The organism is Vibrio sp. 1F253, from assembly GCF_041439295.1.
Lineage (GTDB): Bacteria > Pseudomonadota > Gammaproteobacteria > Enterobacterales > Vibrionaceae > Vibrio > Vibrio tasmaniensis_A.
The window spans coordinates 13457-29942 of sequence record NZ_JBGONU010000030.1; the positions used below are offsets into that span (position 1 = coordinate 13457).

Genomic DNA, 16486 nt, shown 5'->3' on the forward strand with positions numbered 1-16486 from the left:
ACATTAAAACAACCCAAACACATTATTTTTCCCATCTTGTTCAAGGCCTTTGATCTGATGGTGCTTTGGTTCTCCACCAAACAATAAAATATACAACTTCCGGTCTTGATACGTCCCCACTACATAATGGTCTTTTTGTATCACGTACTCGATAGTTTCGGCTTCTTCATCAGTACACAGATATTTAATATCAACTAGCTTCACCCACTTCAAGCCGATCACATTTTCAGCTTCTATAAACCCACCAAATGGTGCCGTAAAGCGATTACCTAGTTTCAAAACCGCGTCAATCTCACCTTGGTTCTTCTTACTTACTCCAATTGGACCATCACTGTTGATTTTGAAATGACTGTAGCCAGCAGTCACATGAATTGATTGATACATAGCAATAACCTATTAGCTTTCTTAGCACTTTGAGAGAGGAGCCTAACCTGTGCTTTTTGTCCGATATAAAACATTGTTCTACGTTTCAGCTCTAATTATACTGTTTTTATATACAGTAATCTTAGGCTTTATTATGTCTATCCGCAATTTAAAAGATGGTTCTACCAAACCTTGGCTCTGCGAATGTTACCCAAATGGGCGAACGGGGAAGCGTGTTCGTAAAAAGTTTACGACTAAGGGAGAAGCAAAAGCTTTTGAGCTTCACACGTTGAAGGAGATTGACGATAAGCCATGGATGGGAAGTAAACCCGATCACCGTAGAATGAGCGAACTGTTAGACACTTGGTGGAACATACACGGTCATACGTTGAAATCAGGTAAACAAGCTCGGGATCTAATAGCCAAAACAATTGAAGGATTAGGTAACCCGATTGCCTACCACCTTAAAGAACGAGACTACTTGGACTATCGTGCAGCGCGAATACCCTACCGTGGCAAAAATAAATCTGTTGAGGTCTCACCAACAACACATAACATGGAATTGATTTATCTAAAGGGAATGTTCAAGAAACTAATCAAGTACAATCAATGGATATACCCCAACCCGATTGAAGCTATCGATACAATCAAAACTAGCGAGAAGAACCTGGCATATCTAACCAAGCCACAAATTGAAGAGTTCTTAGTTAACTTAAAGAATTGCAACCGAGTCATTACAGTCTCGATTCCACAGCTCATTGTAATTTCTAAGATTTGCTTAGCCACCGGTGCCCGTATAAGTGAAGCTCTAACTCTTACCCGTTCACAGGTAGCTGAATTTAAACTGACTTACACCGAGACAAAAGGTAAGAGGAATCGAAGTGTGCCCATCTCACCAGCTTTATATCAAGAGATCTTAGATATCGCCGTGAGCGACCATGAAATTTTTAACACGAGTTACAAGGACGCCTGGCGCTACATTAAAAGAGCTTTACCAGAGCACGTTCCGAGTGGGCAAGCGACGCATGTTCTACGGCATACCTTTGCTTCGCATTTTATGATGAACAAAGGGGATATCTTGGTGTTACAGCGTATTCTTGGGCATACTAAGATTGAGCAGACAATGGCGTATTCTCATTTTGCTCCAGAACATTTGATACAAGCTGTACACCTCAATCCATTAGAGAATTAATGGCGACAAAGTGGCGGCAGACACTGTAATCGACCGTTATTTAGCGGTTTTATTCGTAAAAAAGGCGACAGTTTTCACTGTCGCCTTTTGCTATTTAGAGCCTAATTTTTTCTATTCCCAATCAAGGATAACCTTGCCAGAAAGCCCACTACGCATAGCATCGAAGCCAGCTTGGAAATCATCAATTTTAAAGTGATGAGTAATGATTGGTGATAGGTCTAACCCTGATTGAATCAAACTCGCCACTATATAAAAAACAAAAATAACCATTAAATATCAATAGATTATGCTGATTATCAATTAAAAATGGCTACAGAGTGGCGACAAAAAAGGCAACAGTTTTACCTGTTGCCTTCTGATATTCAAAACCGGTAATAACTTACTCCCAGTCTAAAATCACCTTACCAGACATACCAGAACGCATCATGTCGAAGCCTTTCTGGAAGTCGTCCACTTTGTAGTGGTGAGTAATGATTGGTGTTAGATCTAAACCTGACTGAATCAAAGAAGCCATTGTCTACAACGAGAAGATAAGTAAATTTAAAACAAACACTTACAAAAAAATAAAATTACTAATGGCGACAAACTGGCGACAAATTTTTCTCTCCAAGATAAAAATAAGGTCAACAATAAGCCTATTTCCCGTCTTACTTCCAATCCAGCTTCTTTGACCAATCAAAAGACAATAAAAAACAATATATAATTAAAATAACTTTACGCTGCCCTCCGTCCCGTGTTTTTTTGACTTTCCATTCACCTTCGTAGTAAACCTTAAGGCCAGTAGCATCAATGACTTGGTCCTGACTTGCTCCTCTCGTTTTAGTACTAAATGAGACCTCAACTTACTTTGTTCCACGACTGAGGCAGGTCTAATGCGGACAACTTAACGGAAAATTGGCTAGCCTAAATATTGAATAGATAAATCATTGTAAAGCCCCCAGTGGCATAGAGAAGACTCGCTTCACCATGAGCGGCAGTGTTAAACGCTAAATAACTAAACCGATGTGGTCTACCACGCCAGTTTTGCATGCTTTGGGCCACCCGCTTATGGATTCCTCATCAATCCAAAAAGTCAGAGAACCACGTTTAATGAGTGCTCGGGTTGTATTGCTTCCATTTGGTTGTTTTGTAACGAGGCTTAGACATGAGGCTACGAGGAAAAGTGAGTGTTGCTGAACAGAGTGTAGGTTGTAGATTTAGTTTCCTCGAATTACGCAACAAAGCCCAACGTATGCCTTAACCACCTAACAATCAGACACTTTAAAAATGCTTTCCAGATGAAGTTAAATCAATCATTGTATGAGAATTAAAATAAAAAAGCCGGCTTCAAAAAGAAGACGGCTTAGATTAATGTTTGAAATTATAGTTTATTAGCTATGCAAAAGCGTTTTTCCCTCTAGAAACATCGGACCATGCCTTAGTGATAGCAACTCGAGACTTACTATCAAGGTTATCCATAAAGCCATTGTCGCCACCCTGAGGCGCAAAACCACTCATAGCTTGAACCAATGCGTCAATCGAGGTGGCAGATAACGCGGTATAATCTCGTTCACCTTTCGCATCCTTATCTCTCATATCAACAACAACTTGTGCACGATTACCATTGAAGTAATCAGCGAAAGTGACAGAACCAATATGTTCAAACTTCGCTTGGTTAGTATCGCTTTCAGGATCACGTAATATAGAAAGTTTTAAATCATAACCACTACGCTCAAACCACAGTTTATTCCAATCAATGCCATTGAACACAATCTTATCTTCACTACGGATGTCTTCAACAAGGTTGTCGATAACATCACCGCTCACGACAAAACTGTCGACACCAGTCCCACCTTTGAATGTATTTTGGTATCCACCAAGTACCATCAAATCATGTCCTTCACCGCCATTGAACTGACTGAACTTTGACATGGCCGCTGCAATCAAGTGATCGTCCCCTTCCTCGCCGTTCAACACTGCGTGATAACCCAACAGCTTGACCACATCGTTACCAGTGTCAGCATTGATACGATTATAGTTCCCAAAGACATTGGCAAAGTCGTTCCCCGAACCTAACTCTACTTGGTTGTTATTACCGATCGTAACTGAGTAATCTTGCTCATCACCTGTATCCACGCGGTTATAATTACCAGAAGTCACAACATAATCTCGCCCTGTTCCGGTATCAATTTGTCCACCTTCCCCAAAGACAAATGCTTGATCATTACCAGCACCAAGGAAAACATGGTTAATTCGTCCAGCGACCACAGCAGTATCATTACCTTCACCACCAAACATCATATTTTCACGCCCCATAAGAACGCCCATATCATTACCTTCACCGCCGGTAAAAATATTGGATGTACCAGTTGCGTAATACACATCGTCACCTCGACCGCCCCAGAAGTTGTTGTTATCCCCTAGATAAGCCCCTAAATCTTTGCCGTCGCCACCCCAGTTGAAGTTATAGTTTCCTAGAGAAACATGGACATCACCATCCCCTTTTAAATGACCACTCTTACTTAAGAAATCGAATGTTTTTTCTTTCATATTCAGTAGATCTTTCGTTAGGTTCCCTTTCAGGTTTTCTACCAACGATTTCATCTCTTTTTGCTTATCTTGGCTAAAGATAGTCGTAAACAAGTTAGGTAGACTGAACGAATTAAAACCAAATGCACGATCTTTTTTCGGGGTTTTTTCAGGCGTTGTAGCCTCATCGCGACTTTTTTGAACACCATTTACGTTGGTCCCATTAACGGAAACTGATGCTTTATCCTCTTTCTCTTCTGGCGTTTTTTCTTTCAAACCATGAGTTTCTGCGAACGACTTAAGGCCATCTGCGCCCATATCAATTCCCGATTTCAAATCGTCTAACAGCTTAGTAGGATCGACGAAAGCTTGAAGTTGATCACCACTAAACTCACCAATCACTTCCAGCATATCTTTGAGGATTGCAACCCCGTCTACCGGCTTACCATTACGAGCAAGAATTTGCCCAGATGCGGTGTAATCCACACCGAAGATGTCCCCAAGTGTCGTATCCGCACCCACACCAGACAACTGGCCAAGTAGTTTATTCTTTAACTGTCGGGGTAAATCTTTAGGGTTATATGTGAAGGTTGTTTTCGCTTGACCTGTTGCAGAGAACTGCTGTGTCATTAAGCCAAACAAAGAACCTAGATTGGTATCAAGGATAGACTGGATATTGTCACCAAACATAAAATTCCAATTGCCCGACGTGACCTGAATATCCGCACCTTGGCCACCAACAGCGAAGTTAAATGCTAACTTCTCATTCGCTTGACGAAACTTATCTGCGCGACTTAGTTTGTTTGCACTGGTGTCATTACCACCTAACCATTTGTTGAACTTCTTGTTCAGAACAGCTTCAGTGTCATTCTTCAAACCTCGGCTACTACGTCCATTTTGCGAATCCAAACTCACAAGAGTGTCATAGTCAACACTGCTACTTTGATCTAAACCAGACATATCTTTAACGAACTTCTTCGCGCCTGACAATGTCCACTGTTGATTTTGAGCAGAAACCCAATCTTTGCCTTTGCCCGAATTTGCTATACCTTGCAGAACTCCAGAAATACGAGCGGCCCCATCAAACGGGTTAACAAGTGGTGGGGTTGGGATCGATTTATCCAGCATCACAATCAAATCATTGCTTCGTCCTAAGTTGAAGCTCACGTTGCGATTTCCGATAAACATCTGCGCACCTTCCAGAGCCTGATAGCCACCGATATCGAAGCTGTGTTTGCTCTGACCATTACCGATATGAACCATCACATTGTTATCACCAAATGCCAATGACTTAAAGCCACCAGTGCCCACTTTAATGCTAACGTTAGATGTGCCCAAATTCACCGCGGTAAACTCGCCATCGCCCACATTCACTTGGATGTTCCCAGAGTAGCTGAGCTGATTGCTGTTTCCTGAAGTTGAGGAGGTTCCTTGATTTATTTTTCTTTTTTCTGGTGCCTCAAAAACATTGTTGTTTTCACCAATAGCCCCACGGACAGACTCGTCCGTCTTGCTCATACCAACGTGAGAAAGATTAATGTTTCCTTCAGCAATGCCATTTCGAATACGCTCTTCTTTCGTCGTCACTTCACCTTGAGCATCCAAACTAAATGTAACTTTGTGTTGTGTCGCTTTTTGTACCCAGTCGCCATTAGCATCACGAGTGTGTTTACGACCAGTTGAGTCAACCGCAACCTCTGAGCTCCGGACTGAAACATCGCTACGAATTCCATTTATATCCATCGCTTTAATAAGCTGCTTACCAAAGCCTTTCTGTTTGTCATCACTAATTAAAGAACAGCCCACGACGCTAATATGATTAGGTTGAGTGGTGATGCTTCCTGATCCACTGAAGGCTTGATTCAATTTAGCAAGCTTGACTGCTAATTCATCAGCACTATAACCACTCATGCGCATATTATTGTTTTCTGAATCACCACGGCCATGACCAACTAATTGCCATCTAACCTTTCCATCAAGCTTCGAGGGGTCACCAAACACCACTCGATAGTTTCCGTCTGAATCAAGTTGAACTACCACACTCTTATCAGGATGTTTACCTGCTAAGTTCCCCGCAGCTTTAGCCACCACAGGGTCGTTCTCCATTTGAACAATAACTTGTCCATCAAATCGAGTTTCCCCGCCACCCGTTTGAGGTAGAACTTCAACACGCTTCCAACTATCAACATGTTTATTATTAACATGACCGTCCTCTCCACTTAAGGAGCTAGTGAAAACAATCTTTGGTTTATTCACGACATCTTCGTAAACAGCACGTAGACTCACATCATCCTTCTCAATCTTGAATTGGTTCGTTTCACTCACTTTAAGTGCCGGTAAACCTAAACGATGGGTAATGCCAGGAACAAACCCTTCAATGCCTTTGTGAGATTGCAAATGTGCTCTCCCATAGATAGCAACAAATTTTTCACCCGCTGGCAATTTTTGCAACGTGTCTACCGCTATATTATTTGCAGCTCCAGCCCGATACATCAACCCATGCTCTGTCCCTTGAATGTTAGGGCGAGCCGTAATATTCGCATCAAGAGCAACAATGCGCATACCATTTGAACGTGCATTTTCAAACAAAGTAACGTCTATATGCTTAGTTTTGAGCATTGCACTTAATTCATTGGACATCACACCAGTAGCCAGATAATTGTCAATCAGTGGCTGCGCAAGATCCGAACGCAGGTGCTCTAGACCAATGACAGTGATACCTTGCTTCTTGAGTACATCCATTTGCTCATTAACAAAGCGCAAACCATTAACATCGCTGCCATGTACTTCGCCAATTAAAAGACCTTTACGGTCATTTAGAAGTAGAGAAAGCTGCTCTTCGACATTCTTCTTTTCGGCAAGTTTCTTACTTAGGTCTTCGTATCCAATACCAGAATATTGGCGATCCCAGCTCTCAACATCTGTCTCATGACTACTGTGGTAAATACCTTTAATTTGATCCATTCGACCGGCTTCAACTTGAGAAACATAGTTTCTGTCTGCGAATTTCTTTAGCAAGATCATTTCAGCTGAATCGCCGGAGCTCCGATTCGACGACTTAGCTGCTTCTTTCAAGAAATAGAAAGCCATCTGAACAGACTCAACCCCGGTCAAGTCTTGAAGCTCTTGGTAACTGTAACCCAAGTGGACAGTTTTCGTCGCTTCATCCAAGACAGCTTTGCTTAGTAAATCGTTCGCCTGTGATTTTTCCAACCATTGTTTGAAGTCTGAATAATGTTCGCCAAGTTCGATGTGATATTTAGCGTCAAAGCCCAAATCCTTCGGAGTCTCTCCATTATATCCTTGCTTTGGCGATAAATACGGGTCTTCATTTGCCCAACGGACCATCATTTCGGTTAGACCCGCATGTTCACCATTGGCTTCCTCGATCGCCACCATATAAATGTCAGCGGCAAGTTCGGGGCGTGTCTTTGCAATAGCGTCAATGGCCTTTTGGGTAACTTTCATTTCCCCTTTAAATAACTCAGTACTTACCTGCTCTTTCAATTGCGTTAGTGCATGATTACGACCGGAGGTTGGATGTTCAGCTAAATAAGCGTTAATCTTATTGCAAAGTTCAAAGCTCGCGCTCATCTGCTCTTGACCATTGGAATGATGCACCAAATCAACTTGGTCTAAGATACTTTGATAAGAAGCACCAATCGGTTTAGCAAAAATTTTCGCTCTATCTTTCAGCTCTTGCTTCGTAAATACTTGAGATAAATCTACTTTTAATCCGGTCTTTTTTCCTAATGATTCAAGATCCGCAACTTTGTCACTTGTCGCCCTCTTAACTGGTAACACTTCCCCTGGTTCATCTGATGCAGAATTAGCATGCTCTTTGTAGAACTTAAGCGTTTTATCCAATGCCTTGTCCAGCGCATCGCGCACTGTGCCCTTTGAGCTATCATCAACTAGGTCTATCAGATCCTGATAGTTGGCGGTGTAGCTTTCCAATACTTTTTTGCGATCCTCTCCCGTTTCCTGCAAAGCTTTGTACACAGCAAGGCTTTCGTTGACTGAGTGACCGCCGTCAAAAACTAAGAAAGACAAGGTGTTTAGGTAAGCTTGATCAACAGAGAATCCTGGATTCTTACTCGCAATATGTTGGTTCAGGTGCGTCATGATATTGGTTGAACCCGACGCGCCCGTCACTACCGGCAGACCATTATTCAAGGCATTACTTTCGAATGTTGTCTTTTTACCCGGAGTAAGAATTCGACCATCTGCGACACTGCGGCCTTCTATAAAGTCATCGTAGTTATCACCTTTCGGTTGATATTGAAGCGCCGTACCATAATCACTGGTTTTCTTTTCAATAAGGGTAACTTTGTTTTCACCTTCAACCCCTGATGATATTACCGCATCAGTTGAACGAGCCTTGGTGATAACATTCCGATAGAAACGGTCCCCTTCAGCTTTCCACGGGGCCATTTCCATTCCCAAACCAGGGGTAATTGCCATTTTCACAGCCAGGAAAGGAACTTTTATAACACCGAAACCATCATCAACTTGTGTCATCATAGTTTTGAAGTTGTCATAATTCGGTGTTTCAAGGAATTGAGTTAAGGTCGGGACGCGACTAAACCATGGACGCTTGTCTTTAGCGATCTCTTCTGCAAACGCTTCCATTTTTGTCTGGATTCGCTCAGCGCGCAACACATCGTCTCCCGCATCCGGCAGCAAGCCATGTATCCATTCGTCAAAATCATTAACTAAACTGGTTCCGATTTGAACTGAAGTATTAATCGCTTGTTCTGTCGGTGTTTTCACCAACTCATGAGCTATTTCAGAGTCAAAACGACGGCCAAACAAATTATCGAGATATTGACCTGTCGCTTTATCTTTCTTTGCATCAGCCAGTAATTTATTTGCCAGTGTTTGCAGTTTAGGGTGTTCTGCTAACTTTTCATGAGCCTCGCTAAACAGCTTAACCGCTTTCTCTTGAGTCACACTTCCGCTCATCCATAGCGTTTTAGCTTGCTCTACTAACTCATGTATTTCATTCGCATAAGTTTCAGTAGTCTCTATCTGACCTAGCTTATAAATAAATTCAATAAGGCTCTCATTTTCAGTTTTTGGCGCATCTCTCTCTGAAGTTGAATTCGTCAGGGTCGGTGAAACCACTCCGAACGACTTTAAGCTATTGATTTCGTGCTCGGTCAAAGGTTCAATCAAACCAACCACACGACCAATACCGTCAAACACGAGCTTAGACTCAAACGCTTCAACAGCTTTCGGATCAATTGCAATACCAAAGACATTGGCGTCCTTCGAACGGTTCCTCTGAATATGGCTTTGCAGCGACACCATTTCAAATTGGAGTGTCTTAACTAACTCACCACGTTGAGCGAACTCTTTTGGATTTTTTTGCTGCCACTGGTGAAGAGCCAACTCTAAGGCAGCAAGATTCTTTTCAGATGGGGTACGCTGAATTGACTGAATGTTACTTCTTACCACTTTCAACTCTTTACTAGGTAAATCCGTTAAAAGCTTGCCAATGTGTCGCTTAGTCGAATCGACAAATCTTGCATCATTAGAGCCAAGCAATGAGAAGTCAAAACCATCTACGCCTTTTCTTACAGCTAAAGAAGTGTCAGCCGCTTCACCCAGCCCGTGAAGATTGACACCTGAAATGCGAATATCTTTTCGGTTTACATCTTGTGATGCTCGATTTACAACTCTGATACTGTCGGTATTGCTCTCAGTGAACATGGAAGTGATAGCTCTTCCGGTATTTTTAGAGCGAATACCTGCATTGATTTGTAGTCGGTTTACGGCTTGAACAGCATCGTTTAACGCTTCTTGCTCTTGCTCGCTCAATCCTTCACTGAATCGGCCATCGGCGCTTGACTTGTTGTTGGCATTCACATGGTTACCCGTGACGCCTGCACCTTCTATTCTGCGTGCTTTACCCGAAAGTCCACTGCCCACAGCACCTTGACGATCAGGACGATCCTCTTCGTTCTGCTTTGAACCTTTCGCATCCGCTTGTGCTTGATCCGCTTTGTTTTCAGCATTTCTTGCATCACGATTACCACGTTCTTCAGCGTCTCTAGCTGAATTATTCGCATTCGATTCAGCTTGTTTAGCTTCATTAGCTTTCGTAGTGGCGTCTGTTTTACGCGCATCAGCGTCGGCTTTAGTATTCGCAATATCTTTCTCTGCACCAGAGCGATTCTGTTCGCCTTTCGCAACGCCTGCTTCTGATTTCGCCACAGAATCGTTGACACTTTTTTGGTTGTCTACGTGCGCTTTTTTCGCAGCGATGATGCTTTCCCCAGCAACATCTTTAGCCTGACCTAATTTGGTTTGAGCATCCTCTAAAAGACCGTCTGCGAAATGGTTGCGCCAATGCTCACCAGATTCACCTACATAAACCGCTTTGTTATCCAGCACATCAAGTCCCTGGGCCAATGTCGTCAGATCTTTAGTTACCGCTTCAGACTCTTCGCTCACAGCATCACGCTGCGCTTGACCATTGCTCTTTAATGCTTCTTGATCGGTGGATTCTAATTGAGCCTGAGAACCCGATACGGCTTCAAGTTGTTTCTGCTTTTCTTGCTCTAAGCGTTGACGATCGGCTTCCGCTCGTTCTTTGTCAGACATTGCATTTTGCGCAGCTTGATTTTGTTCCGCATTATCGGCAACAGCATTAGCTTGGTGTGATGTTTCAGATTTCGCCACAACATTATCTAAAACATAGCCCAACCCATCATCATGGCCTGTGCCTTTAAATTCTATTCGGTTGCTGCCAGAATTCGCAGTCAACTTAAGTGTTTTTTGTTGCCAAGCTGTTTCATCGCCAGAAGTTGAGAATACAACATTACCGTTCCAGAGAACTTCTATGCCTTCGTTGCTTGAAATACCTGCACGTTTTGCAAAATCAAAGCTAACCGCAATGACTTCACCTTCCGCTAAATCCGTTAAATCTTGAGAAAGACTTGTATTAGTATAAGTATCTAGCTCTGTAACAAGTGAACCATGACCATCACCACTTACGCCATAATCCTTACTTGAAGAGGCAACTTCAACACCGTGAGTCGATTCCCATCCCAGACCACCTTGCTCAAAATCACCATTGACGATCAAGTTAGGTGTTTGCGTTTGATTTGAAGATTCTTCGATGTTGAGTTCATTTTCCATGTTGCTGAGATCAGGCGTTTCAACGTTGGTCACGCTTCCACTTAAACCGTCTCCTAGATCGGAACCCACTTCTTCGATTTCATCTAAGTCGAAACCATCAAGTTTAGTGATTTCAGGCGTTGAAATAGCACCTCGTCCTTTCTGAATTCCTGATGAAGAAGCTTCATCACCTTGAACTAGGTAATTAATCGCTTGGCTGCCACCCACTCCAAGAAGAGTTTGTTTAATATTATCAAACAGTGCGGAAAGCTTATTGCTGCTCGTGTTACTTGACGCGACGGCTAGGCTATAGAAATCACCGTTACCCACTTTGATAGCAACGTTATTTCTGGCATAAGAAGCGTTAATCCCTAAGCCATCACCTACGTGAATATTCACGTTTGCTTTGCCTTTCATCACCGCAACATTGAGACCGTCACCCACTTTGGTGTTAACGTTATATTTGCCCCATGCAACGTTCACTGAAATACCGTCACCAATTTTGGTGTTGATATTCGCATCACCATAGGCCGCCGTTACACTCAGGCCATTACCCACGGTTGTCGTAATATTGGCTTTACCTTTTGCCGCCGTGACCTGCATACCATCACCGACTTTAGTGACGATATTGCCTTTGCTCCAAAGTGCGTTGAAGCTATCTCCGTCACCCACTTGAGTAACGATGTTCGCTTCACCTTTCGCTAAAACAACATTACGGCCATCACCCACTTTCGTAATGATATTCGCTTTGCCCCAAGCTCCCGTGTAATCATCGCCATTACCGACGTGAGTAATGACATTCGCCTTACCTTGAACCACAGAAACTTCTTGGCCATCACCGATTTTGGTGATGATGTTCGCTTCACCTTTGGCGAAGTTGTATCGATCACCGTCACCAACGTGAGTGAAGATATTTGCTTGTCCCCAGGCCACGTTAACGCCTAATCCATCGCCCACTTTTGTGATGATGTTAGCTTTACCTTTCGCCAAACCAATAGTCGTACCATCCCCCACATGGGTCATGACATTGCCCACTTTTGATATCAGTAAACCAACGGTGGTTCCTTCGCCAACTTTGGTTAAGATATTACCTTTACCCGCCAACACAGCTGCGGTTGTTGCATCACCAACATGGGTCACTACGTTTGCTTTCGCAGCTGCGACAACACCCATGAAGTCATCACCGACTTTCGTTATGATATTCGCTTCACCAAGGGCTAGTACGCCAGTAAGACCATCTCCTACGTGAGTCATAATGTTTGCTTTACCAAACATCGCGGCTAAGGTTGTGCCATTACCCACTTTCGTCATCACGTTTAGTTCGCCAGCAAATAAACCTAAGCTTGTGCCATCACCAACGTGAGTATAGATATTCGCTTTACCGATCATTAATGCAGCAGTTAGGTCATTACCCACTTTCGTCATGATATTGGCTTGGCCAAGCATTGCAGTAAACGTGCTGCCATTACCCACCTGAGTGAATATATTTGCGTTACCTACCATCGCGGCTATCGAGGTACCATTACCCACCTTAGTCGCGATATTACCTTTTGCTATCATTAATGCGACTGTTGTGCCGTCACCAATATGCGTAAAGACATTCGCTTCTGCGACCATAAGCGCTAATGCATCACCATGACCAACCTTGGTAAATACATTGCCTAGGCCGCCCATTAGCGCCCACGCGTTCCCTTCACCAACGTGAGTGAAGATATTGCCTACGCCGATCATAGCGGCTATTGAAGTGCCGTCGCCTACTTTGGTGAAGATATTACCCGCAGCACCCATTACGCCAAGTGTTTGGCCATCGCCAACATGAGTCAATACGTTACCAATACCCAACATAATGCCTGTGGTATCGCCATCGCCCACCTTGGTTAGAATGTTCGCCCCACCAACCATGACGCCAGTTGTCGAGCCATCACCAACATGTGTAAGTACGTTGGCGCCTCCTCCCATAACGGCAAGCGCATTGCCATTGCCTTTTTTGGTTAGGATGTTTGCACCACCAAGTGCGACTGCGGTCGTATTTGAGGCCGTATCATCACCGCTAATATGAGTAATGATATTGGCGCCACCAAGCATACCCGCCGTGAGGTCACCGTCACCCACTTTAGTCATGACATTCGCGCCACCGACAAGTACAGAAGCGATGTCGCCCTTACCAACCTGTGTCATGACATTAAAGCCACCGACCGCTAACCACAACCCGTTGCCAGACCCAATTTGGGTGTGCGTGTTGTAGCCGCCTAGCATAGTCAAACGACTATTACCGTTACCTTTGTGAACTGAAATATTGCCATAAGCAAGTAAGTGGGCTAAGTACTCGCCGTCACCAATACGAACCAATACATTGACCGCACCGCCTGCGTAGACATCCATTTTCCCTTGTTTGCTCTGATGAACGAGCACGTTAGCTAAACCAGCACCACGGAAAGTGAGGTCGCCTTCATCGCCACTTTTAACAATGACGTTAGCCGCGCCGCCGCCAACAAATTCGGTATCACCAAACTTAGAGCTGTGAAGGATAACGTTGGCGAGACCACCACCGTTAAAGTAGACATTACCGCGTGTCACATTGGATTTGATGACGTTACCGCCACCGACACCATTGAACCGAACGTCCCCTGAACTTTCACCACCATCGCTAGCAGACTTAAACAATGATTGTTCATTGTATTCATCAATATCCGCTACTATTTCACTGGTACTTCTCAACGTATTAACGCTGTATTGTAGCTGACTCAACGAGTAACCATTTTTGTACCCAGAGCTGTAACCGTTTGCGGAAGAAATATCTTCACTAGACAAATTTTGGGTGTGGTCGCCTTCTTTATACCAAGGACGAGCTTGATACCTTAGTACTCCGGTATCGGGATCGTTTGCAAGTTCGACGACAACTATTTTTGTGTATGACCCCAAGACTTTTGCATAGACGTACGTGTTTGCTTTTCGATTCGATTTAACTGCTTTGACATCGACAGTCGAGCCATCCGAAGAGATAGCATGCCCACCCATTTTTGCATCAGATAATGACACGTCTTTAGCATCAATCACCGCACCGTTAGCGTAGGTCACCCACTCATATTCTGTAAGGTCTTTTTCAACGGCGTGAATAGTCACCGCTTTCTGGTGTTCAACTTTCAAATCCGACAGCGTATATGCGCCATAGACTTTAACGGGGTTAAACCCGCTCTCAGAGGAAATATCCTGGCTCGTTAAGTTACTTAAATGATCGCCTTCTTTGTACCAAGCGGTAGAATAATACTTAAGCTCTCCAGTTTCAGGATCGTTACTCAGCTGAATTTTATTTATTTTGGTGTACTTAGAATCCGAGAAAGCAAACAGATAAGTATTCGGCTCACGTGTCGATTTTATACCCGTAACTTGATGATCCTGGCCAATCCAAGTTCCACTTAGTACCGCTTGAGTAAGCACGATTTCATCGGCATTGACATGCGCCATCCCTTCGCCGTCGAAGTCTTTACCTATCCCTTTACGGGTAATATTATTGTATGCTCCCCCCCCGGAAAAACTGACATTTCCGTGGGCGACATCAGAGTAAAGGCTGTTGTACCCTCCAACCCCTTCAAATGTAACATTCCCTCGTGTTTCAGCATAAACGTCATTAGCTTGGCGTGTACGTTCAATTCGATTTGATGCGCCTGCACCCTGTAGGGTTATATCTCCAACTTTACCTTTTCGAACCAGATGATTATCAGCACCAACACCACGGAAAGTGATATTGCCAGTTTCCACTCGTGAACTAATACTGTTAGCCGCACCGCCCCCATCGAATGTCACATCACCACGTGAACCCTGGTATTTATTGAACCAAGTTCGGTCGAGTTTGTTTCCGGCCCCTGCCCCCGTAAAGGATAAGTTACCCTGGTTTGTTTCATGCCAAAGACTGTTGTAACCACCAACACCACCAAATGTCACATTACCACTTAGACCTTTACGGGTTATACCGTTGTATGCAGCTGCACCTCCATAATTTACGTCACCGCGATTACCTAAGTGGTCAATAGTAACTCCACCAGCAAGGCCGGCAAATGAGACATCACCACCCCCACTTTTATTGATATCAACATACCCAGCCGCACCTTTTACACTAAGGTTACCAATAGAATCCTCTACCTTTAGATGGGCCGCACCGCCTACGACTGTATCATTACCACTACCCGTATAAACTGTGGCAGTAATTGAAGCGACGGTGATATGATCATCACCGCCGTAAGCTCGAATATCGCCGCCAATAAGACTAGTCGCAACAATATTATTGTCCCCATCGTCAGCGGTATAGCTCCCTGTAAAGAAGTATTCAACACTTCTCCAAAATGGTTTTCCCATAAAATAAACTCTAATTTCGGATTAAATAGAAAACCACTGTACCTTTCTGATACAGCGATCACTTTGAACATTGACCTTGCCGCGGACCGTACAAACTTTCTGCCCCTGCCACGGAAGGAATACACGGCGACGAAGGTCATTGACAACTTCGCGGCCATGACCGAATGGCGCTATCATCTCTGGGATATAAATATGCTGGCCAGATTGCCAGTCAGATAAAGAAATTTCCCGCACTCCAGATAACAACTCATCTCGGCTTTGCTCAGACAAAAACGCCCAATTACAAAATGCAATTGGGCGACCTTGTTCATCTTCGTAATAGCAAAACTGGTTTAGCTCAAACGCAGGCATAATACGTTGCTGCCATTCAGCAACAACGTATCTGCGATGAAGAGGTGAATGCTGACTTAACAACATCACCCCTCCGATTATTTTTTGAATTTGCGCTAACGTAAGATTTGCTGATTGATATGCAATAGACATATGCCCAATATCACCAAATGCAGTTGCTATTTAACTTTAGAAACTCGCTTTTTTGGCGCAGTTTTTTCTTCCGTTGTTCCCTCTTCAGCCTGAGGGTCAACCGGTTCACTTGATGGTAAAAAACCCGCTGCAACTAACTTGTCAAATTCAGCTGACATGCGAGGATCTTCGAGCATGTTTTTAACCATGGAAACCATATACATAAAGCCAGAAGCTGGCATATGAACCACTTGTTTAAGCTCAAGGTCATCATCATTTTCAGCCATTACGCCACTAGCCATATTTTTTTGGTCTTGACCTACGAAATAAAGGGAAAAAACGCCTTTATTATAATTAACACTAGAAATGGTTTGAACAAACTTCTCTGTCATAAAATAAAATCTCAAAAATTTAACAAAACAAAATGAAATGAACCTTAATCGCATTTAATTGCGAAAAAAGAAACTATAATTGAAATAAATT

General features: G+C 43.4%; 5 protein-coding genes and 3 pseudogenes. 1 reads left to right on the top strand and 7 read right to left on the bottom strand.

Going from position 1 to position 16486, the window contains the following annotated elements; all coding sequences use genetic code 11:
• Positions 1 to 3: 3 nt before the first annotated feature.
• Positions 4 to 384 carry a hypothetical protein gene (locus ACED28_RS14975; RefSeq protein WP_145571655.1) on the bottom strand — a complete coding sequence of 127 codons (381 nt, stop codon included), beginning with the start codon at positions 382 to 384 and terminating at the stop codon, positions 4 to 6.
• Between the two features lie 133 nt (positions 385 to 517).
• Between ACED28_RS14975 and ACED28_RS14980 the strand changes: the two genes are divergently transcribed.
• Positions 518 to 1555 (top strand): tyrosine-type recombinase/integrase, encoded by a 1038-nt coding sequence (locus tag ACED28_RS14980; protein ID WP_182796471.1) that lies wholly within the window; start codon positions 518 to 520, stop codon positions 1553 to 1555.
• Between the two features lie 111 nt (positions 1556 to 1666).
• Here the strand turns inward: ACED28_RS14980 and ACED28_RS14985 are convergent.
• The 6 genes and pseudogenes from ACED28_RS14985 to ACED28_RS15010 all read right to left on the bottom strand — a co-directional run.
• Positions 1667 to 1810 (bottom strand): annotated as a pseudogene (locus ACED28_RS14985) (L-threonine 3-dehydrogenase); the annotation flags it as partial.
• Positions 1811 to 1934: 124 nt separating this feature from the next.
• A pseudogene (locus ACED28_RS14990) lies at positions 1935 to 2069 on the bottom strand (L-threonine 3-dehydrogenase); the annotation flags it as partial.
• Positions 2070 to 2265: 196 nt separating this feature from the next.
• Positions 2266 to 2701: pseudogene (locus tag ACED28_RS14995) on the bottom strand (transposase); the annotation flags it as partial.
• Between the two features lie 228 nt (positions 2702 to 2929).
• On the bottom strand, positions 2930 to 15541 hold the full coding sequence (gene rtxA, locus ACED28_RS15000; RefSeq protein ID WP_371710172.1) for an MARTX multifunctional-autoprocessing repeats-in-toxin holotoxin RtxA: 12612 nt from the start codon (positions 15539 to 15541) through the stop codon (positions 2930 to 2932).
• A gap of 21 nt (positions 15542 to 15562) precedes the next feature.
• On the bottom strand, positions 15563 to 16024 hold the full coding sequence (gene rtxC, locus ACED28_RS15005; protein ID WP_032545857.1) for an RTX toxin-activating lysine-acyltransferase RtxC: 462 nt from the start codon (positions 16022 to 16024) through the stop codon (positions 15563 to 15565).
• Positions 16025 to 16050: 26 nt separating this feature from the next.
• A complete protein-coding gene (locus ACED28_RS15010; RefSeq protein WP_017082577.1) occupies positions 16051 to 16395 on the bottom strand; it encodes a hypothetical protein in 345 nt (114 codons plus the stop codon).
• Between the last annotated feature and the right edge of the window lie 91 nt (positions 16396 to 16486).

Bases quoted from the DNA above. Each gene is read 5' to 3' on its own strand.
- ACED28_RS15010 (WP_017082577.1), bottom strand. From the start codon at position 16,395: ATGACAGAGAAGTTTGTTCAAACCATTTCTAGTGTTAATTATAATAAA.
- rtxA (WP_371710172.1), bottom strand. From the start codon at position 15,541: ATGGGAAAACCATTTTGGAGAAGTGTTGAATACTTCTTTACAGGGAGC.
- rtxC (WP_032545857.1), bottom strand. From the start codon at position 16,024: ATGTCTATTGCATATCAATCAGCAAATCTTACGTTAGCGCAAATTCAA.
- ACED28_RS14980 (WP_182796471.1), top strand. From the start codon at position 518: ATGTCTATCCGCAATTTAAAAGATGGTTCTACCAAACCTTGGCTCTGC.
- ACED28_RS14975 (WP_145571655.1), bottom strand. From the start codon at position 384: ATGTATCAATCAATTCATGTGACTGCTGGCTACAGTCATTTCAAAATC.